Raw genomic sequence first — 23,099 nt, 5'->3', positions numbered from 1 at the left:
TGCAGAAAAAGTAAATGAAGGCCTAGGGGTTCTTCCCCAGCGCCTCTTTTAGCAGCTCCAGACCCATTTTTGCGTGGAGGTATGCCCTCCTAATGTACGTGAGAACCCTGATGTCCGCCGTCTGGTAGATTGAGGGCGTGAGCATCATTGCAGCGGTGTACTCGTCCTCGGCCATCTTGATGTACTGCTCAATCTCTCTCCTCGTGCTCTCGTTCAGCTGGCTGCCGTACTCCCCGTACTGCTTTTTGAGCTCCTCGATAACTCTCAGGTAGTACCTGTAGTACAGGTACGTGAGTCTTCTGATGGCGGAGACCAGGTTGTTCGCGGCCAAGGCGCCCCTCTGATGCCTGATGATATCCGATACCTCTGCACTGTGCATGATTGAGAACTCAACAACGGCTTTTCCGATGTTCCCCGCGAGGTCCACCGCGACTACCTCTATCCTGTAGTTACCCCTCGGGAGTGACACCTCCGCCCTGTAAAGACCGTCAATCCTGGACAGGGACACCCAGGTCTCCCCGTTGATTAAGGCATTTACCTCCTTTATCCCATAGTTGTCGGTGGCGTTTACGATTATCTCTATCGTGGCGGAGGTTTCGTTGTAGTAGTAGGTTTTGTCCTCCGGACTGATTATCTCGACCGTCGGGGGTACCGTATCTGCCGGAACCGTCAGCGGGAGGTAGTCAACGTTGTTCTCGTCTATGACATAGGGCTCCTCGCAGATGCCGTCGAAGTCTTCATCCTCGCATTCAAAATCGCTCCAGTAGTTGCCCCCGAGGTAGCTGCCCCCGAGGATGTTCTTTCCGAGGCTTTTAGTCGTGTTCCAGGAGTTGGAGGCGTTCCCTAAAACCTTTGCGTTTCTCGCGTTGCTGAGGTAGTTGTTGTATATGATGTTTCCGGAGGACTTGAAGATGTAGATGCCGAGGTCGTTGTCAGCCAGCACGTTGTTGAGTACGGTGTTGTTGGCACTTTCTCTAAGGTACACTCCAACACCGCCCGCTTCAACCCTGTTGGAATCAATGACGTTGTTTAACGAACCGCTGTCGAGCTCAACGCCCGCCCCGTTAACGCCGGTGATGCTGTTGCGCTCTATAAGGGAGCTGGAGGTTCCTCCAAAGTACACCCCGTCCCCGGTGAGGTTCTCCAGGAGGTTGTACGCGATCCATGCCACACTTGAGTTCCTCACGTCTATTCCTTCGGCGGTATCGCCGCTGACCTCGCTGGTGAGCACCATAAGTCTGCTGACGTTCTCGGCGTACACTCCGGCCAGCTTCCAGTCCCTCAGGTTGAGGTTTACAACGGTCACGTTCTCGACGTTCGCCATTTTCACACCGTAGAACGCCCAGTCCTTGCCGGTTATTCTGTGTCCGTTGCCATCGAAGAGCACGTTGCTGGCGTTGATGAGCACCGCGTATTCCATGGACAGGTTTTTGCCGTCGATTCCAAGCTGGTAGTAGCCGGGTTCGTTGATGATTATGGGGAACATGGTGTTCGCTATTAACCTGGGCTCGAACTTCATGAGGGGGAGGTAGTCCTGTAGACCTTCCGCGACGGTGTACGGCTCATCACCAAAGCCGTCCCTGTTCTTATCCTCCCCGGTGTAGTCGCCCCAGTAGTTTCCGCCTATGAGGGGCCCGTTCACGATGTTCCTTCCAGGGGTGATGGTCGTGTTGAAGGCAAAGCCTCCCGCCGGGATGTCGAATATCTCGACGTTCTTATCGCTGTCGAAGTAGTTGTTGTAGACCTTCACGCTCTCTACGATGTAGTTGCCCCAGTAGGACATCCTTGCGAGGGAAAGTCCCACCCCGTTGCCCACCAGCGAGTTGTCCTTTACAGTTACGTTCACCATGCTCCTGCTGCTTTCCAGCCTGACCCCGGTATTGGCCCCGTTTACCGTGTTCCCCTCCAGAATGACGTTCTGAATACTCTTGTAGCCAGATAGACGTATCCCATCCTCCGAGTCCATGGTTAGATTTATCACGTTGTCCCTTATCACCACGGGCCCATCAACCGAGGACGTCTCGATAACGATTCCCGAGGTCATGTTGACGAGCAGGTTGTCCTCTATCTTAGCAAACTTCAGGGAGCCGTACCCCGTTACCGTCTGGGTCAGTCTGATGCCCACACCGCCCCGGGTGAAGCTGTTGCGTGCTATCGTCACGTTTCTAACCTCGAGCACGCTGCCCCCGCCGATTTCCAGGCTGATGTTTGCGTCCTCGAAGGTGTTGTTCTCTATCCTGAAGTTGCCCATACTTCCCGTGTACTCCCCCCTGAGGGAAACCGCCGCGTACGTTACGTTGCGCATCGTGCTGTTGGTTATTGAAACCCGCTCTGCTCCTGCTTCGATGAGCATCCCGTGTTTGGCGTTTATCAGCGAGACGTTGTTTATTATCACGGGCCCCCTCGGGGACTCTATGGCAACCGCGGAGTAGCTGGAGTTCAGGAACGCCGTGTTTGATATTCCAATTTCCCTGACTTCGTTGATCCATGCACCGAGCCAGTTGTTCCGGAAGGTAGAGCCCTTGATGTCTATGACAGATACACTTAGCTGGACTCCAGCGTGCTCCCCTGTGATGAGTGTCTTTTCAATTGTTACTCCCATGCCGTCATAAATCAGCGAAGCTCCGGTTATTCCCATGCCCCGTGCCGGCTCGTGGTACACCTTATCCAACGGAACCGGCACTGGCGTGGGCTTATACCTGATGGTCGTGTTCTCCACCCTTAGCTTGGACAGTTCAACGTCTATTCCGTGACTCTTCAGTGTGCTTGATGGGTCTCCGATGAGCCCGGGTTTCTCTACCGTTCCAGGAACCAGCTCCCACGTATCGTAGACGGTGAACAGGCCCTCGTAGCCATGAATTACCGTGGAGTTCTTAATCGTGACGTTTGAAGCCAGAAAGACGAGCCCCGATCTGGCGGTAACGGTGGAGTCTGCCACGGTAACGTTCGAGTTGAATGCAAACACCGCCAGGTCCGTGAAGGTTATATTAGCGTTAACCGTAATCGAGCTGTTTATTGCTATGACCTGCCCAGCATCGTCAACTTTCACGCCCCTTCTGTTTTCGAGGTATAACAGAGGCTTTCCGTTCACGGTGTTGCCGCTGACAACGAGGTTGGAAACCGGCAGGGAGTGCGTTTTGGTGTAGTAGTTGAACAGGGCTGAGCTCCCGTCGTAGAGCACCCATGGGAAGTCTCCTATTATCGAGAGGCCGTTGTTCGTGAAGGTGTTCCCGCTCACTTTTACCTTCCGAAGGGTCGGCCCATCCGCCGTTAGATCGGTAATTCCGAGGAGCAGGCCACCATCTACGTTGTTCCCTATCCTGTTATCCTTCACGACGATGTTTTCACCGGAGGGTATGTAGGCACCGCTCATCACGTTATTGCTTATGTCGTTCCCCTCAATGGTGATGTCCGAGCCGTCGAGCACTATTGAAGCCCTCTCCGAGTGATAACTCATCTCGGTCATGCCCGTGAACGGGCCTGCTGTTAGCGGCCACACCTCCCCCTCGGTTATCGGCCGGACCCCGTAACCGAGAACGTAGGTTCTGAGCATCGAGCGGGTTATCCTGTTGCCGGTTATCCTGACGTTTCTAACGTCAACGCCAGAAATGCCTGCAGTCAGGTCGAAGATGTTGTTATCAACCATCACCCCGGTGGTGTTGTCGAGCAGAACCGCCCTGCCTCCTATATCGCTGAAGGTGTTGCCCTCTATGGTAACATCGGCTGAGTCCTTAATGCCTATTAACGGTCCGATGGTCCTGTTGAAGAGCCCCCCGGTTATCAAAACATCCGACGAGCGGGAGATGAAGACCGCGCCATCTCCGAGGTGGTTCCTTATGGTAACCCCCTTTATCTCCACCCCCGTTGAGTTCTCGATGAATATCCCGAGAGCCTTGGCGCCCTCTAGGTTCATTCCCTCTATCCTCACGTTGCTGGAGTTGAATACGAAGACCTGTGATGCCTCACCCACAACGTATCCGTTCCTGTTTTTGACCATCACCACGGGCTTTCCGTTCACTGTAGTATAGCGGACATCGAAGTCCCTCCAGTACCTGTACCCGTGGTATGGATCATAGTACCTGGTGGAGATGTAGTCGTTTTCAAGCCTGTTTTTCTCCAGAACGCTCTTTGATGCCAGCCAGATGCCGATGCCCGCATTGTCGTGGATGTAGTTTTCCCGTATCGTGTTGTTCTCCCCACCGATGTCTATCAGCGCACCCGTGAAGTCAAGGAGGTCTATGTTTGAATCCAGCGTTGCAAGTGGACCAATTCCGTTTCCGGCGAACTCGTTTTCGGCTATGGTGGAGTTGGAGACCCTGTAAAGGAAGACCCCCCACCCGGATAATGCTCCACTGTTTATGACGTACGCCTTTATGGTCCCGTTTCCCTCCGATGATGGTATTTCCATGGTCTCGTAAAGGTCGGTGTTGTTCAGTATCTCGTTTCCCGCGAGGTTCAGGAAAAGGGCCTCTGTAACCGACACTCCCCTGACGTTGTCCTTTATGGTGTTGAATGCCACCGTCAGCTCATCCGACCTCCCGGTCCAGAGCGTCTCGTTGTACTCGGGCTCGGAACTCCCGCCCTGGTTATAGAGAACAGGTATTAAACTGGCCTTTTCGGCGTGTATTCCCATTAAGTTCCCCGCGATGGTGTTCCTCAATATCTTCACGGATTTTGAGCCGAACACCTCTATCCCCACGAGGTTCCCCGTGATGAGGTTCCCTTCGATCCTGGGCCCGGTCCAGTTTACGGTGTGGGCGTACTGGCCCTCCGGCTTCAGAGGTGGAGCGGACCAGCTCAGGTATATGCCGTAGGTGTTGTTTTTGATAGTGTTGTTCCATATCAGGAAATAATCCCCCAGGGGATAGACGTCTCGGCTGTCCCTCATCCAGATGCCCACGTAGTTGTTCTCAAACCTGTTGAACGTTATGCCCGAGAACTCGGGGAATCCCGGCGGTGGGGTGGGGCTCCATATCTCGCTTGAGGTGAAGTGGGCGCTAACGGCCACCCCAAAATGGTTGTTCCTGAAGGTGGAGTTGTATACCAGGTTGCTGATCATCAATGGGCTCACGTGGATCTGCCTCATCTCCAGGCCGGAGATGAAGGCGGCTGAGCTCGCCATGTCAACACCTATGTCCCACCCCTCCACGATGACGTTCTCGATCATAACGTACATTGACACTGAGGGAAGGCCTTCATAGTTTATCCTTATGGCCGAGATTGGCTGTTGGATGTATCTCCCAACCGGGGGTTCCATTACTATTTTCCTGTTGTTTCCATGGAGGACAACGCCGCTCCCTATGAGAAGGCAGGTGTAGGCATAGACGTTGCCATCGGGATCCCTGAGAGGTATCAGCTCGTCCAGGGAGCTCACGATTATGTCGCTTTCGAGGACGTAGTCACCGTCTATCAGCTTGCCGCAGCTCGTAACGTAGCATGGATCATCTGGGGTGCAGGGCACTTGCCCGCTGACCGGGTAGAGGATTCCTACGAGCTCAAAAATCAGGAGCAGAACGAGAAAGATGGCAGAACTCTTTCTCATAAACCACCACCTCCTTGCTGAGGGTGAGCTCCTTTTAGCGCCTTCTCAATCTCCCGCTCAAAAAACGCCTCTTCCGCTTTTAGAACCCGTATGACGGTCTCCTTCTTGATGCCCGTCTTCTCCACTATAAACTCAACGAGCTCCGTACTTATCCTGTCCAGCATCATCGCTATCCCCGATATCTGAAACGTCCCCCGTTTACTTACGGGCTGGGTTTGACAAAAATCCTCAAACCTGAGGGAGCATTTATAAGCCCTGCAATCAACGTTAGTTAGGTGAGCCAAATGAAAACCGAGCGCGCGAAGGAGATACTCCTCCAGCTCCTGAAAATCCCATCCCCTTCTGGGAGAGAGGACAGGATAATGCTTCACATCATGGAATTCCTCCACAAACTTGACTATGAGGTTCACATCGAGAGCGACGGCCAGATAATAGACCTGATTGTGAACCCGGACGCGGAGCTCTTCTACGAAGTCCACGTTGATACCATACCCGTTCGTGCCGAGCCCTTCGTGAGGGGCAACATCGTTTACGGAACCGGCGCGAGCGACATAAAGGGCGGAGTTGCGGCACTGCTGCTGATGCTCGATAACCTGAAGAAGGAGGGAAAGGATCTCAACGTCGGCGTCGTCTTCGTCAGCGACGAGGAGCACGGGGGAAGAGGGAGCGCCCTCTTCATGGAGCGATACAAGCCCAAGATGGCGGTTGTGCTTGAACCGACCGACCTCGAAGTCCACATCGCCCACGCCGGCAACATCGAGGCCTACTTCGAGGTCGACGGGAAGGAGGCGCATGGAGCGTGCCCCGAGAGCGGCGTCAACGCCATCGAGGAGACCTACAAGATGCTGGAGGAGATGAAGAAGCTCGAACCCTTCAGGCAGAAGGGCAAGTACTTCGACCCGCACATTGGAATACAGGAGCTAATCTGCGAGAACCCCGTTTACCTCATTCCAGCCCTCTGCAAAGGCCGCCTCGAGGCGCGACTCCTCCCGAACCAGGAAGTTGAGGACATACTTGACCTCCTCGACCCGATATTTGACGAGTACACGCTGAAGTACGAGTACACGGAGATATGGGACGGCTACGAGCTCGAGCCGGACGAGGAGATTGTCCAGCTTGCCAAAAAGGCGATGGAGAAAACGGACATAGACGAGTTCGGCGGAATGCGGAGCTGGACGGACGCGATAAACTTCATGTACAACGGCACGAGGACGATAGTCTTCGGGCCCGGCAACCTCGACATCTCGCACACCAAGAACGAGCACATCGACGTCAGGGACGTTGTCACCGCGAGCGAGTTCCTCAAGGTTCTCAACGAGGTTTATGGTGGCGAGTGAAGGCAAGGCTTATTAATGCTGACCCCCCACCAGTAACTGGTGGGGGGTAATGCTATTCAATCCACGACCCAAAACCCGGAGGGATGAACTCTACGACCGTGAGGGGGAGCTCTCAATTTTGGAGAGTTCACTCAATAAAGGCGTCCCTCTCATCGTCTTGCTCGGAATAAGGCGTCTCGGAAAAAGCTCGCTCCTCAACGTGTCACTCAGCGAGGTTCCCGTTAAAAGCGTCAAGATAGACGCCAGGAAGGTGTATTCCGCCTTCGGAAGCGTCCCAGGAAGTGCCCTGGCAAAGCTGATTCTTGAGGGATACGTTAAGACATCAACCCGTGAGAGAGTGAGGGAGGCTTTAAAGGGCATTAAAGGGGTTCGCCTGGCAGGAGTGGGCCTTGAAATCCGTGTTGAGGGTAGTGTAAACCTCTTCAAGGTTCTTGAGCGGATCGACTCCATGGGAGAAAGGTTCGTAATTGCCATAGACGAGGCCCAGTACCTGCGCTTCTCCCGCTCCCGTTACGCCGAGCTGATAGCGTGGGCGGTTGACGAGCTCCAGAACGTTGGATTTATCCTGACCGGCTCGGAAGTCGGCCTTCTGGAGGACTTCCTCCGCCTCCACGATCCCGAATCGGCGCTCTTCGGCAGGGCCCATATTGAAGTAAAACTCAAAAGGTTTGAGAGAAGCCAGAGCATTGATTTTCTCAGGAAGGGCTTTGAGGAGATCGAGCTTGATGTTCCAGAGCAGGAAATTGAAGAGGCTGTGGACGAGCTCGACGGAATAGTCGGTTGGCTGACCCTCTACGGCTACAACCGCTATCTCGGCCTCTCTCACGGGGAAGCCATCAGAAAATTGAAGGGCGACGCCAAGAAATTAATTCTGAGCGAGTTCTCGAAGCTCAAAGAGCTCTCTCTCCGCTATGAACTCGCCATGAGGGCGGTCGCCAACGGCAGGCACAGGTGGAAGGAGATAAAAGAGGCCGTCGAACTCCTTGAAGGCAAAAGGCTAGACGACAAAAACTTCTCCAACATCCTCAGCAATCTCGTCCGCTACGGCTACCTCGAAAAAACGATCGATGGATACTTCATACCCGACCCGCTCGTTGAACTGGCGTTTAAGTGACCCCCACCAGTAACTGGTGAGACACTTGCAAAGGCAAAGAATTTGATCCCGGTGCCTGTCCTGTTTTTGCTTTTTGGCGGTGTTCATGAACCTCTAAACCGCCTGTTCAAACATACGTGCTTGCAAAAATTTTGTATTTTTTCGGCCATATAGCTATAGTATGAAGACCAACATACACCCAAACACCAACACCACAAAAACCATTATCCTCTTTTCCATTTGCCTTTTTATCCACCCCCAAAACCCCAACACAAAAACCGCTTTTGCCGTGTCAACTTTTTATTTTCCTTATCCAAAACAAAAAGGAGGTGGCCATATGGAAACTGGGGCCGGAAAACAACTGTCGGACGTTATGCCCGTCGTTGTGGCTCTTGGGCCAACTGGCCTCTACGCCGTCTACCCCAAGACCGGCGAGAGTGAGGTGCTCGCACACTTCCCTGAAGACCTCGATAGGGTGGTCTTCGCTCTCTCCGAGACCTACGCCCAACCAATGCCCTTTGAGTGGGTCAAACGGAAGCTCCTCCAGCTCCTACACTACCTCGACCAGCGAGAGGCCTACCTTGTCGAGGGGGACCTCGTGGCCATCATCGACGGCAAGCCCTATGGGCTGAAAGTATACCCTGAAGTGGTTCATGACGTTGCCAGGATTTGCGGCAATGACATGCACATCTTCATGGGGATGGTGCTCGAGATGGAGATGGAGCTGAGGAAAGAGCTGGCGAGGAGGGGCGAGTGATGGCCCAGTGCAAGAAGAAGTGGTACGAAAACTGCGCCATCGACATGCTCCTGGCCTTCCTCTTTGGGCTCGGGCTCAGCGAGGGGCTGAGGCACCTCTCGGCGTGGTTCCAGCAGGCCTTCTGGGTCGACGTCATGATGCTCGCGGTGAGGCTCGGCCTAGTGGGCTACTTCTTCTGGCTCGGCCTCAAGAGGCTTGTGGAGCTGTACAGGCTGGAGAAGGAAGGGGTGAAGGTCTACACGACGGCGCTGGCGGATCCGATCTTGCTGTGGCTCATCGGGGCGGCCACCGCGGCAATACTGTTCGGGAAGCCGTGACTCTATCCTCCTATCCATAGGCTCTATTGGCTCGTGGGGTGGTGAGTGTGACGATTTTGCTCTAACTCCTTGCTATGTATTACTGCTCTCTTTTCTGCCACCGTTCTCCTCACCCTTCCTATCCACCCAGAACCGCCTCGTGCGTATAAAGGTTCTCTCGCGCTCCATGAGAGCCACCAGCAGCGCGTCCCCCCTGTACTGGCTTAGAATCCTCGCGGCGGTGTCCGGGCCTGTGCCATAACTGGCCAGCGCCAAAACCGCCTCGAAGCCGTAGGCGTCTACCAGATCGGCCGCCTTCAGAAGCTTCCTGTAGGCGCTCTCCTCCTTCCTCTCCAGCGGCTTTCCGTGGCGAACCTTCTCAAGCACCGGCAGGAACTCTCCCGCATCTATCGGGTGGGCAACGGCAAGCATCTTTGAGCCGCAGCGCGGACACTCCCTTTTCCGGATGCTCCTCAGGCGGGAAACCCTGGTCTTCGAGTGCCAGCCGCAGTTGGTGCAGACCAGAACGACCTCGTGCTCAAGGAGCCTGTTCCTGAACAGCTCCAGTATCTCGTCCCTCTCAAGAACGCCGGAGAGCAGGAATTCGCCTGTTACCGTCATGTTGAGCCTCGCCAGCGTCGATGGTTTACTCCTAAGGGCAGTTTTCACCCTCATGCTTCCCCTCTTGAGCGTCTCAAGAACGAGCTCGCCCTTTCTTACGTCCACCTTGTCGTGGTACAGCTCGTTGAGGGTTTCCCTTTCGATGACAGTCCCCTCAAAGAGCCTGTCTATTCTCCTTATCTTGGCGTCCCTCCTCAAAGCCCCGAAGCGCTTCGCCACGTTCAGCATGCGCCACCGGTAGGCGTGCGAATCCCGCAGAGCGCGGGAGACTATGAACTCAAGGCTATCGGGCTCCCGGTAGAGGTAGCGTTTGACTTCCTCCGGGTTCAGCTGGAACGGGGTTTTAAACACAACGGCGTGGGCCTGGGAGCGAACCGAGAAAACCCTCCCGTAGCGGAGGATAAGGAAGGAGTGCACGAGCCGCCCCAAAGCCTCGTTGGTCCTGTTCCCGAAATCGGCGTGTATAACGAGCGCCTTCGGCGTGCTCTCCACGACAATATCCCGATCCGTCGAGAAAGGCTCGCCCTTTATCTCCTTGAATGCCCTCCTAAGCTCCTCCTCGCTGAACTCGACCCCCTCCAAAAGCCCCCTGGCCTTCCCGAAGTCAAAGGCCAGCTCCCTCTTCAGCCTGCCGACGTCGAGGGCAACGCTGAACGGAACCGGAATCATCTCGCCCTCCCAGCTCGGTATCGCGCTTTCGAGGCTTCTGCTTTCACGCACCTTCAAAAGTCTCGCCTCGTCGTCAATTTCAAGCACTATCCAGCTCCGCCCGTTCATTACGAAGTCCATGCCCTCCTCAAGATCCATCACGAACCTCTCGTCGAGCCTTCCTATAATGTGGCCACTTCCAGCGTCGAAGACCCTCCACGAGACCTCGTCCGGAATTGTCGAGAGGTTCTCGTAGTAGTACTGGAAGGCACCCCTCCGCAGGTAGAGGAGGTCTTTCCCATCGTCGTAGCCGATTAACCTGGCCTCTTCAAGGACACGAAGAACGTCGAGGTAGTCCTCCCAGCTCAGCTCTCTGTAAACGTATGCCCTCTTCGCTATCTCGTAGGGTCTCTCGCGCGGAAGTCTCTTGTACTCAATGAGCAGACCGACTATGAAATGTGCAAGAACATCGAGGCCGCCCATCGGCTCGACAGCCTCAAACCGTCCCTCAAGGGCGTGCTTCGCTATGATGAGGCTCTGGAGGTAGTCCTCGACGTTGGAGGTTATGACGTAGCCCTCGCTCACCTCGCCTATCCGGTGCTTCGCCCTCCCGACGCGCTGGACGAGCCTGTTCACCTGCCTCGGGCTCATATACTGAATCACAACATCAACGTCACCTATGTCTATGCCCAGCTCCATCGAGGACGTGCAGATTAGCGCCTTGATTTTGCCCTCCTTGAGGGCCCTCTCCGCTCTAACGCGCGCCTCCCTCGAAAGCGAGCCGTGGTGAACCTCCACCGGCTTGCCCCAGGCCTTCAGCCTGTGCGCCAGAATCTCGGCAAACTGTCTCGTGTTCGTGAATATGAGGGCTCTTCCATGCTTTTCAACTATCTCCCAGAGGAGCCTTAAGCGAGCCGCTATCTCGGGGGAGAGGCTCAGCTCTCTGGCCAGCTCCATGTCCTCCTCGCCGGGCTCTGGGTATAGCACGTGGAAGCGGTAGCTCTTCCTCCAGCTCGGCTTCACTATGACGTCCGCCTTCAGCCACTCCCGCACTTCCCCCTCGTTGCCGACCGTTGCGGTCATGCCTATCCTTTTGAAGTCGGCTATCTCTTCCAGCCTTTCGAGGTTGAGGAGGAGCTGGGCGCCGCGCTTGTTGTCCACCAGCTCGGCTATCTCATCCACGATGACGAACTTCACGTTTTCAAGGTGCTTCCGGAGGGATTTTACCGTCAGAATCACGCCAAGCGTTTCAGGGGTTATTATCAGCATCTGAGGCGGGTTCTTTACCTGCTTCGCCTTTCTGTAGGATGAGGTATCGCCGTGCCTCACCTCAACGCTTATTCCGAGCTTTCGACCCCACCACTCCAGCCTCTCAAGCAGATCCCTGTTGAGGGCCTTGAGCGGTGTGATGTAGAGGGCGGAAATCGGTTTTAGTCCCGCCTCAAGGATTTCGTTGAAGACGGGCAGAACAGCGGCCTCCGTCTTTCCGGAGCCGGTCGGGGCTATGATAAGGACGCTCTTTCCTGAACTAACTCCGCGGAATGCCTCCGTCTGAACCTCGTTGAGCCTTCTGAAGCGCTCTTTGATGGCTTTTTTGAGGAGGGGGTGCATGGTTGGAACTTCTTCCAGTCCGCTTATAACCCTAATCGCTAACTTTATAAAACGATATATCTCTCGATATATCGGTGATAGAATATGAACGGTGCCAGGAATAATGGAACCTATGACATGACTTACGCCAAGAGGGCAATGCTGGTAGTGGTCATCCTGCCGCTCCTCGTGATGTACACCGAGGCGATGCTCACTCCAGCTCTGCCAACGATCCAGAAGGAGTTCGCGATAAACCCCAATGACGTGAGCTGGGTTCTCACCATTTACCTCCTCGTCGGAACGGTCAGCGTCGCCCTCTTCGGCAAGCTCGGCGACATGTACGGGAAGAAGAGGATGTTTCTCGTTGCCCTAGGATTCTACACGCTCGGCGTCATCCTGAACGGCTTCGCGCCGAGCTTCCGGTGGCTCCTAGTGACCAGGGGAATTCAGGGCTTTGGAATGGCCATCTTCCCGCTGGCATTCAGCCTCGTCCGTGAGGAGTTCCCGCCGAGCATGGTTCCCCAGGTTCAGGGGATGATAAGCGCGATGTTCGGCGTCGGCATGGTCATCGCCCTGCCGCTCGGTGCATGGGTTACGCAGAACTACGGCTGGCGCTGGACCTACCACTCGGCGGCACCCTTCGCGGTTCTCATGTTCATCCTTGCCTGGAAAATCCTCCGCGAGAGCCGCTACATCAACCCCGGAAAGGTTGACTGGGCCGGTGCGTTCCTCCTGGCCCTTGCAGTCGTGCCCCTGCTCGTCGGCGTTACGAGGGCACCCAACATCGGCTGGACCGCTGCGGAAACACTGATCCTGTTCGGGGTAGGAATCGTGGGTGTGGCTCTGCTCGCCCTCTGGGAGAGAAGGGTCGAGAACCCGCTGATTCCACTTGACATAATATCTTCCAGAAATCCTGCCATAGTGAACCTCGGCATAATGTTCGCCGCCTTCGGAATATCCATGATGAGCCAGGCGAACACCTACATCTTCCAGATGCCCTCACCGTACGGCTTTGGCAAGACGATACTCCAGAGCGGCCTGCTCATGACCCCTCAGGCGCTGGCGATGCTCATCGTTGCCCCGCTGGCAGGAAGGCTCATGCCGAAGACGGGTGCGAAGCCAGTAGCACTGACCGGTGCCCTCACGGCCGCCGCGGGGCTGGCATTCATGTCGAAGTACGCGACGACGCTCTCACTGCCGCAGTACGTCACGATGATAACCATCGTCGGCACGGGAATAACCCTCCTGAACATCTCCCTCATCAACGTGCTCGTCTTTTCCGTCCCGCCGAGGGTCATGGGAATAGCAACGGGCTCTAACAGCCTCTTCAGGAACTTCGGCTCGACCTGGGGCCCGGCAATAGCGGGAACGGTGATGAGCACCTACTACACACTCCTCAGGATTCAAGGGATGCCGATATCGATCAAAATCCCAACGGAGAAGGCCTACGAGGTGCTCTTCGGCACTTCGGCGCTCGTATACCTCTTCCTTGCACTGCTAAGCCTGGCCATCGTGGAGGTCATGAAGGGCGGCAGGATACACGAGGTCGAAAATGAGGGAGAAAGAGAAATAACCGTCGGTTGATTTCTTTTTCATTCTCCCCTGTATGCCCTCAGGTACAGCTCCCTTATTTCCTCGGGCTTCGGTTCGACCGGGTTAAAAGCTATAAGCCCGTCGCGGTAGGCCTTATCCGCCATCTCCTCCACCTTCGAGACGAAGGTCTCCTCGTCGACGAGTTCATTCAAAGCCGGGACGCCGAGCATCTCGTTGAGTTCTTTAACGACTTCAATTAGGTCTTTGGCCGTCTGGAAGCCAAGCTCTCTCGCTATTTCCGCGTACCTCTTCCTCGCGTAGTCGCTCCTCTCGGCGTTGAACTCCATCACGTAGGGAAGAAATATCGCGTTGAGGAGTCCGTGCGGGCCAATCCACGCCGCCTTGTGGCTCATCGCGTGGCAGAGGCCGAGACGCGCGTTGAGGAACGCTATCCCTGCCATCGTCGCCGCGTAGTGGACCCTCGCCCTTGCCCCCTCATCGCCCTTGACCGAGGGCGGGAGCCACCTGTAAACCGTCTTTATCGCCTTAATCGCCATGGCGTCGCTGAATGGGCCGGCAACCTTGGTTGTGTAGGCCTCTATTCCGTGAACGAGGACGTCAAGGCCCGAGTTCCTCGCGACTTCAGCGGGCATTGTCCTCGGCAGCCGGGGGTCGAGGATGGCCACGTCGGGCGCTATCTCCGGCGTGACTATGTTGTATTTGACACCGCCCTTCTTCAGCACGCTCGCCCCCGAAATCTCGCTCCCCGCACCGCTCGTCGAGGGTATCGCTATTAGCCTTGTCCTCAGCTTTGGAACAGGCTTCGGCTTCGAAAACCTGTCTATGAAGGCTATCTCCTCAAAAACGAGCTCAGGAGCATCGTAGAAGACCTTCAGCGCCTTGGTCGTGTCGATGACACTGCCCCCTCCCATGGCCACCAGAAGGTCGGGCCCGAACTCCCTCACTTTGGGCAGGAACTCCTCTATGACCTCAACGCTCGGCTCCGCCGGAAGGCCGGCTATCGAAAAGACCTCCGCGCCGGCCTCCCTCACGTAGTCCTCGGCCTCGCTCAGGAAGCCGTGCCTCTTCATCGAACGGGAGGCCAGGATAAGAACGCGCTCGTGCCCCCTCACTTCCCTGGAGAGCCTTCCGAGGGAGCCCTCGCCCTCGATGAGTCTCGTCTTCAGCCAGAACATCTCCACCACCGGTTAAGATTGGGCGGGTGGGCTTTTAACGTTCTCGGCCGGGTTAACCTCAAGTTCGAAACCTTTCGGTAGAGAAACTCTTTAATCCTCGCCTTTTAGTCTACATTCGATGCTGGTGAGGGGCAAGGTCGTCGGCGAGAACCTTACCGCACCCTTTGAGATTCTAAAGACCGAAGACGGCATCTCCCTCAGGGTCGAACTCCCGGGTGAGCCCTTTGAGTACTCGACGGACTGCTCCTGCCTGGAACCCCTTGAGCTTCTCGGCCTCCTCCTGCCGGCCATAGAGGAAGAAATCGGGGAGATAAAAGGGGTCTTCGTCGAGGATGTGGAGGAAAAGAGAAGAAAGACTCACTCCATTTTGAACAGCCTCTTCAAATTCCTCTCGAAGGGCGGATAAACGATGCCTCTGTCGGTTATTATGCCCGTCAGGTACTTATGTGGCGTTACATCGAACGCTGGGTTGTAGACGTCAACGTTGGGGGCTATCCTGCAGCCACCGCAGGTGAGGACTTCCTCCGGCTTCCTTTCCTCGATGGGTATCTCCTTCCCGCTCTTGAGGCTCATGTCTATCGTCGAGAGCGGCGCCACTGTGAAGAACGGTATCCCGTGTTCTTTAGCAAGAACCGCCAGAGTATAGGTGCCTATCTTGTTGGCGAAGTCGCCGTTGGCCACTATTCTATCCGCCCCGACTATAATCGCATCGACCTTCCCCTGCTGCATCACGAAGCCGGCCATGTTGTCGGATATGAGCCTGAGCGGAATGCCGTCGTAGTGGTACTCCCAGGCAGAAAGCCTGGCACCCTGAAGAACCGGCCTCGTCTCGTCCACCCAGAGGAGCTTGAGCGTCCCGTCCTTGTTCATAACCCTCAGGACTGCCCCAACCGTTCCGAGCTGGACGGTCGCCAGGCTTCCAGCGTTGCAGTGAGTGAGAACGTTCCCTTCGGGCAGGGCTTCAGCTCCATAGTGCCCCATCCTTAGGTTGGCCTCGACGTCCTCGTCCGCTATCTTCTGTGCCTCGGCGACGATGAGCCTTTTTATCTCACCCATAGGGCTCTCAAGGTTCTCCTCAACGAGTCTCTTGATCCTGTTGAGAGCCCAGAAGAGGTTCACGGCGGTTGGCCTCGTGTTCTTCAGTCTCTCGTAGGCGCTGTAAAATCCGTCCATAAACTCGTCCTTGGTTTTTGCCTTCGTCGTGTCCGCGTAGAGCGCGAGACCGAATGCGGCGGCGGCTCCAATCGCTGGAGCACCGCGGACCTTCATCGTGACTATCGCCTCGGCCACCCCATCGACGGTCGTCAGCTCTATGGTTTTGAACTCCCTTGGTAGGAGCGTCTGGTCTATCATGATGACCTTTCCGGTTTCATAGGTCACGCTTCTCGGGAGCCTCGTGAGTTCCTCTGGTCTGTACCTTATCTCCACAGCCACCACCCCAAAGGGTTTAAGGAAGGAACTTAAATCTCCTTCGGTGGTTGAAATGACGCTGAGGATATTCGTTACCGGTCCTGCGGGAGTGGGGAAGACAACGCTCGTGGAGCGCGTTGCTAAAGAGGCCGACCGCTGGGGATATCTGGTGGGGGGAATGATCACGAGAGAAGTGCGCAGGGGCGGAAGGCGCGTGGGATTCAGGATCACCGCCCTCGACACAGGGGAGGAGGGCACTCTGGCGAGCATCAGGGGAACTTCCCATTTGCCAGGGATTCCCTTCGGGAAGTACGTTGTCCACGTGGACGAGATCGAGCGCGTCGGCGTTTCAGCGATAAGAAGGGCGCTCGTTGAGGCGGATCTGATAGTCATCGATGAGATCGGCCCGATGGAGTACAAGAGCGACGAGTTCGTGAGGGCCGTCGGGGAAGTCCTGAAATCAGAAAAGCCCCTTCTGGCAGTCGTCCACAGGAGGATGGCCGATAAGTTCCGTCCCCTTGGGAAGCTCTACACGCTGAGCGTCGAGAACAGGAACAGGGCTTTCGCTGAGGTGCTCGATGAAGTTATGAAAGAGCTGAAGGGAGTCAGAGGTTGAGGCTGTCCTTACAGCTCTCGCATATCCACTTCTCGCCGCCCTCGATGTAGACCTTGTAGAGCGGCCCGTACTGTCCGCAGAGCTCGCAGATTCCGTAGACCTCGGTCTCCTCACTTACCTCTTCGGCTTCACTGCTGTACGTGTTGAGCGCAGCGAGAAGGTCAGCAGCGGTGACAAAGCCTATTGGCCTTCCGAGCCGGGTAACGAGGAGCCTTCTGATGCCCTTATCCATCATCTTGTCGATCGCATCCTGGACCTCGTAGTCGTCCTCGATTGTTATCGGGTTCTTGGTCATGACCTCCTCGACCTTAACGGCCTTCGGATCGCGCCCCTTCGCGACGACCTTGTCGAGTATATCGCGGTCGGTTATTATTCCAACGATCTCGTCACCCTTAACCACAACGGCACTGCCTACCTTGTTCTTTGAGAGGATCCTGGCGACTCTGTGGACGGTGTCGTCCGGCTTGACGATAACTGCCTTCCTCTTAACCACTTGTCCCACGGCTATCCTGGGTGCCATTTTATCACCTCGCCAACGGGGGTTGGGAGAGAAACTTAAAAAGCTTTCTTTAAACACGGCGCCTCAGAAGGTACGAAGCGAGGAGAAACGTTAAGACGAATGCCACAACGGCGAGGATTACCGGAAGGCTTGAACTGCCCGCGGCCGGAGCGGTGGACGATGTTACAGACGTTGTCGTCTGAAGCGCCGCCTCGGTACTCGTGTTGGTCGCCATCGGCACAAGGGCCTTCTCCGGCGTCGACATTATAGTGACGTTGTTTGCCTCGTAGGGGACACCCGGCCCAGTATTGCCCATTGGACTCAGCAGGCTACGCGATACGGCGTACACCCCGGCGGAGATTAGACCCGCTATCGAGAGGCTGATGACATGGAGTCTCTCAAAACCCAGAACCGCCTTCTTCTTAACCTTGGCGACACTTTTTCTTGGAACCAGGAGAATAGGCCGGTTGGATGCCCTGTAAAGCTTGACCTCCTGCAGTCTCTTCCCGTACTTCTTCCCCGCCACCTCGATGAGGCCGACTTTGAGCATCTTGTCGATGTGGTACGATACCGTGGAAATCGGAAGATCCAGCTCGCGCGATATCTCGCTTATCGAAAGGGCCTGGTCTTCCAGAAGGTGGAGGATGGCTATCGCTTTTTCGTTCATTAAGATCTGGGCAAGTTCTTTCGCCCTCTCGTCATGGATATCTATGGTCTCGTAGTCCAAGCGGTGCCACCTGGGGAGAATAGGGCGGGGACGTATTAAAGCTTTTCACAGCTTCAAGCTTGCTTGAAGTCATCAGAAGGGGCGTGAGAGTAAAAGGAAAGGGAGCTTAAATTCACGGCTTCTCCATGACGATCTCGATGGTCGAGGTGTTGGCGGTCCTGCCGTCGGCAGTCGGGAGCTCCTCGGTGCCGATCTTGATCTCCTTGACCCTGACCTCTGGGAGGAACCTGTTCCTGACGATCTCAGCGACGTCAACGGCCCTGCTGATAGCCCTACCGCGAGCCTTAACGCTGACCTCCTTAGCGCCCTCGTTGAACTGGGTTATCACGGCGAGGACGTAGTTCATAACCGGCTTCTTTCCGATGTAGACGACATGCTCCTCTGCCATCTTTGGCACCTCCGGAATTTTGTCGTTAACCTGTCGTGGGATTTTGGTTAAATACTTTTCGGTATTTTTCCTGCTTTATTGGACAATCCTGTGGCTTTAATGGATTAATCGAATGCTCATCCATGCTCCTGCAAATTCGTGTTAAGCGAAAGGTTTTAAGGATTAAAAATTGCCATAGACTTGGTGATAATATGGCCGTTCATCCCATTGACTACCGCTACGGAAGCGAGGAAATGAGGCGCATCTGGGACGAAGAGAATAAACTCCAAAAACTCCTCGATGTTGAGGCGGCCTTAGCCCGGGCACACGCAAAGCTCGGCAACATCCCTGAAGAAAGTGCCAGAGTAATCTCCGAGAGGGCCAACACTAAGTGGGTCAAAGTGGGGCGTGTCAAGGAGATAGAGGCCGAGATACACCACGATATAATGGCGGTTGTCAAAGCTTTAAGCGAGGTATGCGGCGAGCACGGCAAGTACGTCCACCTTGGTGCCACGTCCAACGATATAATAGACACCGCCAACGCCCTCCTAATAAAGGAGAGCCTGACCATAGTCGAGGACGACCTCAAGGAGATACGCTCAATCCTCAAGAACCTCGCCAGAGAGCACAAGTACACCGTCTGTATAGGAAGGACCCACGGCCAGCACGCGGTCCCGACGACCTACGGCATGAAGTTTGCGGTATGGCTCGATGAGATACAGCGGCACTTGGACAGGATAGGGGAGCTGAAGGAAAGGGTCCTGGTCGGCCAGATGAGCGGCGCAGTTGGGACGATGGCGAGCTTTGGCGATAAGGGCATCGAGATACAGCGCCTCGTCATGGAGGATCTCGGGCTGAAACCTGCCAGGATAAGCAACCAGATAATCCAGCGCGACGTCTATGCGGAGCTTATGATGGTTCTGGCGCTCATAGCCTCGACCCTCGACAAGATCGCTCTCGAGATAAGGAACCTCCAGAGAACGGAGATACTTGAAATCAGTGAGCCGTTCGGGAGGAGACAGGTCGGCTCTTCGACCATGCCGCACAAGAGGAACCCCATCAGGAGTGAAAAGGTGAGCGGTCTGGCAAGGGTTCTCTACTCGAACGTGATCCCCGCGCTGCTGAACAACCCCCTCTGGCACGAGAGAGACCTCACGAACTCCTCCGTTGAGAGGGTCATCCTTCCGGAGAGTTTCGTCCTCCTTGACGAGATGCTCAAGAGCATTAAGAAGGTTCTCGCCGGTTTGGAGTTCTTCCCAGAGAACATCAAAAGGAATCTCTACATGACCAGCAACCTCATCATGGCCGAGCCGCTGATGCTGAAGCTGGCGGAAAGGGGAATGGGGAGACAGGAGGCACACGAGCTCGTCAGGCGGCTTGCTATGCGGGCGTTCCAAGAGAACAGGGATCTGATGACCCTTGCCAGAGAAAACGGAGACGTGAAAAAGTTCCTGAGTGATGACGATTTTGAGAGCCTGAAGCCGGAGAAGTACATAGGCATGGCACCGCGGATAGTCGATGACGTAATCGCATGGATAGAGGAGAAAGAGCGGAGAGGAGGCGTCTGAGGGTTTGGATTCCTTTTACCGGTTGTCTCCTCCTGTTTTCATATCTTGTCCCAATGTGCGGGTTTACTCTCAAATTTTTCGGTTATTTTTGACTTTTTGAGGTTCTTACAAAAATATTTTTTAAAATTGGAATTTTTAAATATTCCATTCAAATCTATGTAAATACGATTTAGGAACATTTTTATTGGTCAGCAAATTAATAACACTGAAATTACTATTAAAAATGTTAATATTTCTGGATTTTTAACTATTTTGTACAGTAATTCTGGCACAATGCACACATTGTTGGGGATGGTGGTTCCAGTGACCGAGATTACTTGGCCTCCACTGGATCTTTTCCAGAATGTGGTATTTTGAGTTGTGTGAGCCCGCATCTCTGTCACAAAATTGGATTACGATTAAAGGTGGTTATGATGGGTTGGCGCCTGCCGGTGGGAATTCCAACGGCCTACCACGGCAAAGCTATGTATGGATGCTGATATCGCACACTCACAAGTGGCCCCCTGATGGGTCTTCTGCGACTAGTGCCGGGGGTTAAATTTCAGTTAGCTTCACAGTACGTCTTAAATAACGGCGGCAGTGGATGGTCTGTACTCCATCTACTCCTCGTGAATAGTACCTGCAGACTGCTGGTTGTGAGCTCAGGTTCTGCGATCTACTCGGAAGCACAACCCACAGCTCGCCCTTTCAATGCACCTTTATGTCTACGTAAATTAGATATAAGGCACATTATATCTAATTTTGGTGAACAAAGCTGGACATTTAAGGGGCCCTCCACAGGATGCGCAGGCAGAAAGGATTCCCCGAACATGAATATGCGTAATCACCCCCTGTGGCTGCCTGTCCCTGGACTTTAGCGTAAGCATACATGCCTGTAGCCCCCACGGCAGATAACCACTTTCGATTGTAACCTATCTTTTGTCTGTTCGGTCGGGGATCTATGATGATTATTCCGTCTTAATGAAAAGTTCTCGTGATAATAGCATGCTCAAGCGCCAGCCGTGTACCTTTTAAGTGCCTTTTGGCAGGATTAATCTTCTGCGATAGTAAATTTTTTGAATTTTTTACTTTTCTAGATACTATTTTTGTTTTGAATTTAAACATTCTGTTTGTATAACAACCAAAATATTTAAATTCCAACTTTTTATTGAAGTTATTATTTTAACTTTTGTTTTTATTGTTTTAATATCGTTTATCGATAGTAACAATCCACCCAAAAATTTGAGAGATAAATCCAGCATGAAAATTAGGAGAGCCTAAAAATGGCTGAGTATTGTAACAGCTTTAATCGCGTGAAGAAGCACTGTCAAAGCATAGTCCAGAAATTAGGGCTCAATTATTCCTCTTCTTCTATCATCCCTTTGGGAACCTCGTTGCCCTGGGGCAGGATGATAAGCTCCCTCCCCTCGACCAGCATCCGGGCAACCTTTTTTCTGGCCGAGCTTAGCGCCCTCCACACGGTGCCCCTGGAGACCCCCATCCTCTTTCCGGCCTCTTCCTGAGTCAGGCCCTCGTGATCCACCAGCCTAAGGGCCTCAAATTCCTCGTAGGTCATGAAGATCGGTGGTTTGGGCTGACCTATCGGGGGCAACGCGGGATAGAAATGCCTAACCTCGGGAATGAAACCTATCATCCTCATCTTCCTTCTCCTGCCCCTTCCGCGTCCCCGACCACGAGCACCCATCGGCATGGCTATCAAAAAATCCATTGATGCTTGGGTTTATAGACTTTCTGTCCAGTAAGGGTTATAACTCACCCCGCCGACTCCTGAGTGGTGAGAGACATGGGCTTTCATGTGACCGAGAGGAAGATAGGCTGGCACAAGGACTTTGACAGCTCACACTTTCTTGCGCTCCCCTACGAGAGCAAGTGCCTCAGAATTCATGGCCACACGTACAACGTTGACGTCGAGATATGGGGCGACATTAATGAGAACGGCATGGTGTTTGACTTCAACCACCTCAGCAGGCTCATAAAGCTCCTCGACCACAGGATCCTCGTGAGTGAGAAGTGGGTTGTGGAGAGGAGGGAAGGCCTTATTGTTATTGAAAAGAACGGAAAACACCTGGAACTGCCTGCCGGTGAAGCGGTGGTCCTGGATAAGCCCAACGTGACTGCGGAGTACATAGCGGAGTGGTTCGCCGAGAGGATAGCGGAAAAGGCAGGGAACAACGTGAAAAAAATCCGGGTCAGGGTATGGGAAGACCCGAGGAGCTACGCCGAGGTAACGCTGGAGAAGACCTAGCAGCCATTTTCCCTCTTTTTCGGCAGCTCCTCTTCGATTCCACACCTTTCGTATAGCGCCTTCAGCATCTCCTCCGCTTTCTCCCTGAGCTTCCTGAAGTACCCCTCATCAAAGGTCTCCCCCGCTTCGAGGGTCAGGAAGCAGGCGGTCTTCATGTACGCTATCCCCATATCGCAGTCGCTCCTCTCCGCTATCTTCCCGGCAATGTCAACGATGTATCCGGCGAAGGAGTGCAGTATCCTCATGTAATCGTTACGGAAACCGTTCTCGTTGAGCCAGCCCTTCAGCGTCAGAAACAGCTTGAAAGCTGGAATCTCAACATTCTCGTCGTTGAAGCGGCGGTACCTGATGAGCAGGTACTGAAAGACCGAGATGAGAAACCTCCCGACGTCAGACTTACTTCCTCCCCGTGAGGCGACGAACTCCTCGAACTCCCCCAGCCCGCTTTTCCCGCCCTCGGCGAACGCCGCGAGCACGGCCAGGTAGGGCGTGGAGTACTGGGAGAAGTCAACTTTCTCAAGCTCCGGTATCTCCGGGAACACGCTCATGATAGCTTCCCCGATGTCCATTTCTCCCACCCAAACGGTTAAATCGAGGTGCGCTTATTAGCTTTGAGGTGAGCATCGTGAGGTTTTCAAGGGGACGGAATTTCCTCTTCCGGATTCCAGAGGGGGAAGAGTTCCTTGAATTTATCAACCGCTTTGCAAAGAAAAACAACCTCCTAATCGGGGCGGTTAGTGCCATAGGCACCCTGAGGAATCCAAAGATAGGCTACTTCGACGAGGAGGCCGGGGACTACAAGGTCATCTCACTCAGGGGAACCTATGAGCTGGTCTCTCTTCTGGGCAACATAAGCGTAAAGGACGGTGAGCCGTTCGCCCACATCCATGTTGCCCTTGGGGACTCCGACGGCATGCTCTACGGCGGTCACCTCATCGAGGGTGAGGTCTTCGTGGCCGAAGTCTTTATACAGGAGCTCCTCGGGGAAATCCTTGAGAGGAAACCGCAGGAGAACGGGCTGGCACTGTGGGACGTCGATTGAAGCAACTCCGTT

Annotated in this window: 21 protein-coding genes; 10 read left to right on the top strand and 11 right to left on the bottom strand. The window is 54.5% G+C overall.

Annotated features, from left to right (window positions below; genetic code table 11):
- Nucleotides 1-22 precede the first annotated feature (22 nt).
- Both ACZ5M3_RS02940 and ACZ5M3_RS02935 read right to left on the bottom strand, forming a co-directional pair.
- On the bottom strand, nucleotides 23-5,542 hold the full coding sequence (locus ACZ5M3_RS02940) for a NosD domain-containing protein (RefSeq protein WP_464840205.1): 5,520 nt from the start codon (nucleotides 5,540-5,542) through the stop codon (nucleotides 23-25).
- Nucleotides 5,539-5,709 carry a hypothetical protein gene (locus ACZ5M3_RS02935; protein ID WP_464840204.1) on the bottom strand — a complete coding sequence of 57 codons (171 nt, stop codon included), beginning with the start codon at nucleotides 5,707-5,709 and terminating at the stop codon, nucleotides 5,539-5,541. Before ACZ5M3_RS02935 ends, ACZ5M3_RS02940 begins: the two co-directional genes overlap by 4 nt.
- Before the next feature lie 117 nt (nucleotides 5,710-5,826).
- Between ACZ5M3_RS02935 and ACZ5M3_RS02930 the strand changes: the two genes are divergently transcribed.
- Both ACZ5M3_RS02930 and ACZ5M3_RS02925 read left to right on the top strand, forming a co-directional pair.
- Complete coding sequence (locus tag ACZ5M3_RS02930) at nucleotides 5,827-6,879, top strand: M20/M25/M40 family metallo-hydrolase (protein ID WP_464841063.1); 1,053 nt, start codon at nucleotides 5,827-5,829, stop codon at nucleotides 6,877-6,879.
- A gap of 49 nt (nucleotides 6,880-6,928) precedes the next feature.
- Nucleotides 6,929-7,993, top strand: a complete 1,065-nt coding sequence (locus tag ACZ5M3_RS02925; RefSeq protein ID WP_464840203.1) for an AAA family ATPase — start codon at nucleotides 6,929-6,931, stop codon at nucleotides 7,991-7,993.
- A 106-nt stretch (nucleotides 7,994-8,099) separates the two neighbouring features.
- Here ACZ5M3_RS02925 and ACZ5M3_RS02920 read toward each other — a convergent pair whose 3' ends face one another.
- A complete protein-coding gene (locus ACZ5M3_RS02920; RefSeq protein ID WP_464840202.1) occupies nucleotides 8,100-8,228 on the bottom strand; it encodes a hypothetical protein in 129 nt (42 codons plus the stop codon).
- Between the two features lie 81 nt (nucleotides 8,229-8,309).
- On the opposite strand from ACZ5M3_RS02920, the gene ACZ5M3_RS02915 reads away from it, so the two are divergent.
- Together ACZ5M3_RS02915 and ACZ5M3_RS02910 are read left to right on the top strand one after the other, a co-directional pair.
- A complete protein-coding gene (locus tag ACZ5M3_RS02915) occupies nucleotides 8,310-8,729 on the top strand; it encodes a hypothetical protein (protein ID WP_464840201.1) in 420 nt (139 codons plus the stop codon).
- Nucleotides 8,729-9,046, top strand: coding sequence for a hypothetical protein (locus ACZ5M3_RS02910; RefSeq protein ID WP_464840200.1), 318 nt, complete (start codon nucleotides 8,729-8,731; stop codon nucleotides 9,044-9,046). The genes ACZ5M3_RS02915 and ACZ5M3_RS02910 overlap by 1 nt, the downstream gene beginning before the upstream one ends.
- 72 nt (nucleotides 9,047-9,118) lie before the next feature.
- On the opposite strand, the gene ACZ5M3_RS02905 is transcribed toward ACZ5M3_RS02910, so the two are convergent.
- The gene (locus ACZ5M3_RS02905; protein WP_464840199.1) at nucleotides 9,119-11,905 is read right to left on the bottom strand and encodes a DEAD/DEAH box helicase; all 2,787 of its coding nucleotides are present in this window, start codon (nucleotides 11,903-11,905) and stop codon (nucleotides 9,119-9,121) included.
- Nucleotides 11,906-11,989: 84 nt separating this feature from the next.
- On the opposite strand from ACZ5M3_RS02905, the gene ACZ5M3_RS02900 reads away from it, so the two are divergent.
- Complete coding sequence (locus ACZ5M3_RS02900; protein ID WP_464840198.1) at nucleotides 11,990-13,468, top strand: MFS transporter; 1,479 nt, start codon at nucleotides 11,990-11,992, stop codon at nucleotides 13,466-13,468.
- Nucleotides 13,469-13,476: 8 nt separating this feature from the next.
- Here ACZ5M3_RS02900 and ACZ5M3_RS02895 read toward each other — a convergent pair whose 3' ends face one another.
- Nucleotides 13,477-14,613, bottom strand: coding sequence for an iron-containing alcohol dehydrogenase (locus ACZ5M3_RS02895; RefSeq protein WP_464841061.1), 1,137 nt, complete (start codon nucleotides 14,611-14,613; stop codon nucleotides 13,477-13,479).
- Nucleotides 14,614-14,731: 118 nt separating this feature from the next.
- Here ACZ5M3_RS02895 and ACZ5M3_RS02890 point away from each other — a divergent pair, with 118 nt between their 5' ends.
- Nucleotides 14,732-15,019 carry a hypothetical protein gene (locus ACZ5M3_RS02890; protein WP_464840197.1) on the top strand — a complete coding sequence of 96 codons (288 nt, stop codon included), beginning with the start codon at nucleotides 14,732-14,734 and terminating at the stop codon, nucleotides 15,017-15,019.
- Here the strand turns inward: ACZ5M3_RS02890 and mtnA are convergent.
- Nucleotides 14,971-16,041, bottom strand: a complete 1,071-nt coding sequence (gene mtnA / locus ACZ5M3_RS02885) for an S-methyl-5-thioribose-1-phosphate isomerase (RefSeq protein ID WP_464841060.1) — start codon at nucleotides 16,039-16,041, stop codon at nucleotides 14,971-14,973. The two genes, ACZ5M3_RS02890 and mtnA, sit on opposite strands and share 49 nt — an antisense overlap.
- Before the next feature lie 55 nt (nucleotides 16,042-16,096).
- On the opposite strand from mtnA, the gene ACZ5M3_RS02880 reads away from it, so the two are divergent.
- Nucleotides 16,097-16,639 (top strand): NTPase, encoded by a 543-nt coding sequence (locus ACZ5M3_RS02880; protein WP_464841058.1) that lies wholly within the window; start codon nucleotides 16,097-16,099, stop codon nucleotides 16,637-16,639.
- Here ACZ5M3_RS02880 and ACZ5M3_RS02875 read toward each other — a convergent pair.
- From ACZ5M3_RS02875 to albA, 3 genes are all read right to left on the bottom strand, one after another.
- On the bottom strand, nucleotides 16,629-17,159 hold the full coding sequence (locus tag ACZ5M3_RS02875; protein WP_464840196.1) for a CBS domain-containing protein: 531 nt from the start codon (nucleotides 17,157-17,159) through the stop codon (nucleotides 16,629-16,631). The genes ACZ5M3_RS02880 and ACZ5M3_RS02875 overlap by 11 nt on opposite strands.
- 49 nt (nucleotides 17,160-17,208) lie before the next feature.
- On the bottom strand, nucleotides 17,209-17,865 hold the full coding sequence (locus ACZ5M3_RS02870; RefSeq protein ID WP_464840195.1) for an ArsR/SmtB family transcription factor: 657 nt from the start codon (nucleotides 17,863-17,865) through the stop codon (nucleotides 17,209-17,211).
- A 112-nt stretch (nucleotides 17,866-17,977) separates the two neighbouring features.
- Nucleotides 17,978-18,253: a DNA-binding protein Alba gene (albA, locus tag ACZ5M3_RS02865; protein ID WP_048165212.1), complete on the bottom strand. Its 276-nt coding sequence runs from the start codon at nucleotides 18,251-18,253 to the stop codon at nucleotides 17,978-17,980.
- 191 nt (nucleotides 18,254-18,444) lie between these two features.
- Here albA and purB point away from each other — a divergent pair, with 191 nt between their 5' ends.
- A complete protein-coding gene (gene purB / locus ACZ5M3_RS02860) occupies nucleotides 18,445-19,800 on the top strand; it encodes an adenylosuccinate lyase (RefSeq protein ID WP_464840194.1) in 1,356 nt (451 codons plus the stop codon).
- A gap of 1,336 nt (nucleotides 19,801-21,136) precedes the next feature.
- Here the strand turns inward: purB and ACZ5M3_RS02855 are convergent.
- The gene (locus ACZ5M3_RS02855; protein WP_464841056.1) at nucleotides 21,137-21,490 is read right to left on the bottom strand and encodes a DUF134 domain-containing protein; all 354 of its coding nucleotides are present in this window, start codon (nucleotides 21,488-21,490) and stop codon (nucleotides 21,137-21,139) included.
- Between the two features lie 93 nt (nucleotides 21,491-21,583).
- Here ACZ5M3_RS02855 and ACZ5M3_RS02850 point away from each other — a divergent pair, with 93 nt between their 5' ends.
- Nucleotides 21,584-22,045: a 6-pyruvoyl trahydropterin synthase family protein gene (locus ACZ5M3_RS02850; RefSeq protein WP_464841055.1), complete on the top strand. Its 462-nt coding sequence runs from the start codon at nucleotides 21,584-21,586 to the stop codon at nucleotides 22,043-22,045.
- On the opposite strand, the gene ACZ5M3_RS02845 is transcribed toward ACZ5M3_RS02850, so the two are convergent.
- A complete protein-coding gene (locus ACZ5M3_RS02845; RefSeq protein WP_464841054.1) occupies nucleotides 22,042-22,614 on the bottom strand; it encodes a hypothetical protein in 573 nt (190 codons plus the stop codon). The two genes, ACZ5M3_RS02850 and ACZ5M3_RS02845, sit on opposite strands and share 4 nt — an antisense overlap.
- A gap of 56 nt (nucleotides 22,615-22,670) precedes the next feature.
- Between ACZ5M3_RS02845 and ACZ5M3_RS02840 the strand changes: the two genes are divergently transcribed.
- Nucleotides 22,671-23,087: a PPC domain-containing DNA-binding protein gene (locus ACZ5M3_RS02840; protein ID WP_464841053.1), complete on the top strand. Its 417-nt coding sequence runs from the start codon at nucleotides 22,671-22,673 to the stop codon at nucleotides 23,085-23,087.
- Nucleotides 23,088-23,099: the final 12 nt, after the last annotated feature.

Source organism: Thermococcus coalescens, assembly GCF_055392585.1.
The sequence above is the reverse complement of the archived record's forward strand: the minus strand, read 5'-3'. Positions and strand labels throughout refer to the sequence as shown.

Coding starts and splice junctions, on each gene's coding strand:
- ACZ5M3_RS02940 (WP_464840205.1), bottom strand. CDS start 5,542: ATGAGAAAGAGTTCTGCCATCTTTCTCGTTCTGCTCCTGATTTTTGAG.
- ACZ5M3_RS02935 (WP_464840204.1), bottom strand. CDS start 5,709: ATGATGCTGGACAGGATAAGTACGGAGCTCGTTGAGTTTATAGTGGAG.
- ACZ5M3_RS02930 (WP_464841063.1), top strand. CDS start 5,827: ATGAAAACCGAGCGCGCGAAGGAGATACTCCTCCAGCTCCTGAAAATC.
- ACZ5M3_RS02925 (WP_464840203.1), top strand. CDS start 6,929: ATGCTATTCAATCCACGACCCAAAACCCGGAGGGATGAACTCTACGAC.
- ACZ5M3_RS02915 (WP_464840201.1), top strand. CDS start 8,310: ATGGAAACTGGGGCCGGAAAACAACTGTCGGACGTTATGCCCGTCGTT.
- ACZ5M3_RS02910 (WP_464840200.1), top strand. CDS start 8,729: ATGGCCCAGTGCAAGAAGAAGTGGTACGAAAACTGCGCCATCGACATG.
- ACZ5M3_RS02905 (WP_464840199.1), bottom strand. CDS start 11,905: ATGCACCCCCTCCTCAAAAAAGCCATCAAAGAGCGCTTCAGAAGGCTC.
- ACZ5M3_RS02900 (WP_464840198.1), top strand. CDS start 11,990: ATGAACGGTGCCAGGAATAATGGAACCTATGACATGACTTACGCCAAG.
- ACZ5M3_RS02895 (WP_464841061.1), bottom strand. CDS start 14,613: ATGTTCTGGCTGAAGACGAGACTCATCGAGGGCGAGGGCTCCCTCGGA.
- ACZ5M3_RS02890 (WP_464840197.1), top strand. CDS start 14,732: ATGCTGGTGAGGGGCAAGGTCGTCGGCGAGAACCTTACCGCACCCTTT.
- ACZ5M3_RS02880 (WP_464841058.1), top strand. CDS start 16,097: ATGACGCTGAGGATATTCGTTACCGGTCCTGCGGGAGTGGGGAAGACA.
- ACZ5M3_RS02875 (WP_464840196.1), bottom strand. CDS start 17,159: ATGGCACCCAGGATAGCCGTGGGACAAGTGGTTAAGAGGAAGGCAGTT.
- albA (WP_048165212.1), bottom strand. CDS start 18,253: ATGGCAGAGGAGCATGTCGTCTACATCGGAAAGAAGCCGGTTATGAAC.
- purB (WP_464840194.1), top strand. CDS start 18,445: ATGGCCGTTCATCCCATTGACTACCGCTACGGAAGCGAGGAAATGAGG.
- ACZ5M3_RS02855 (WP_464841056.1), bottom strand. CDS start 21,490: ATGCCGATGGGTGCTCGTGGTCGGGGACGCGGAAGGGGCAGGAGAAGG.
- ACZ5M3_RS02850 (WP_464841055.1), top strand. CDS start 21,584: ATGGGCTTTCATGTGACCGAGAGGAAGATAGGCTGGCACAAGGACTTT.
- ACZ5M3_RS02845 (WP_464841054.1), bottom strand. CDS start 22,614: ATGGACATCGGGGAAGCTATCATGAGCGTGTTCCCGGAGATACCGGAG.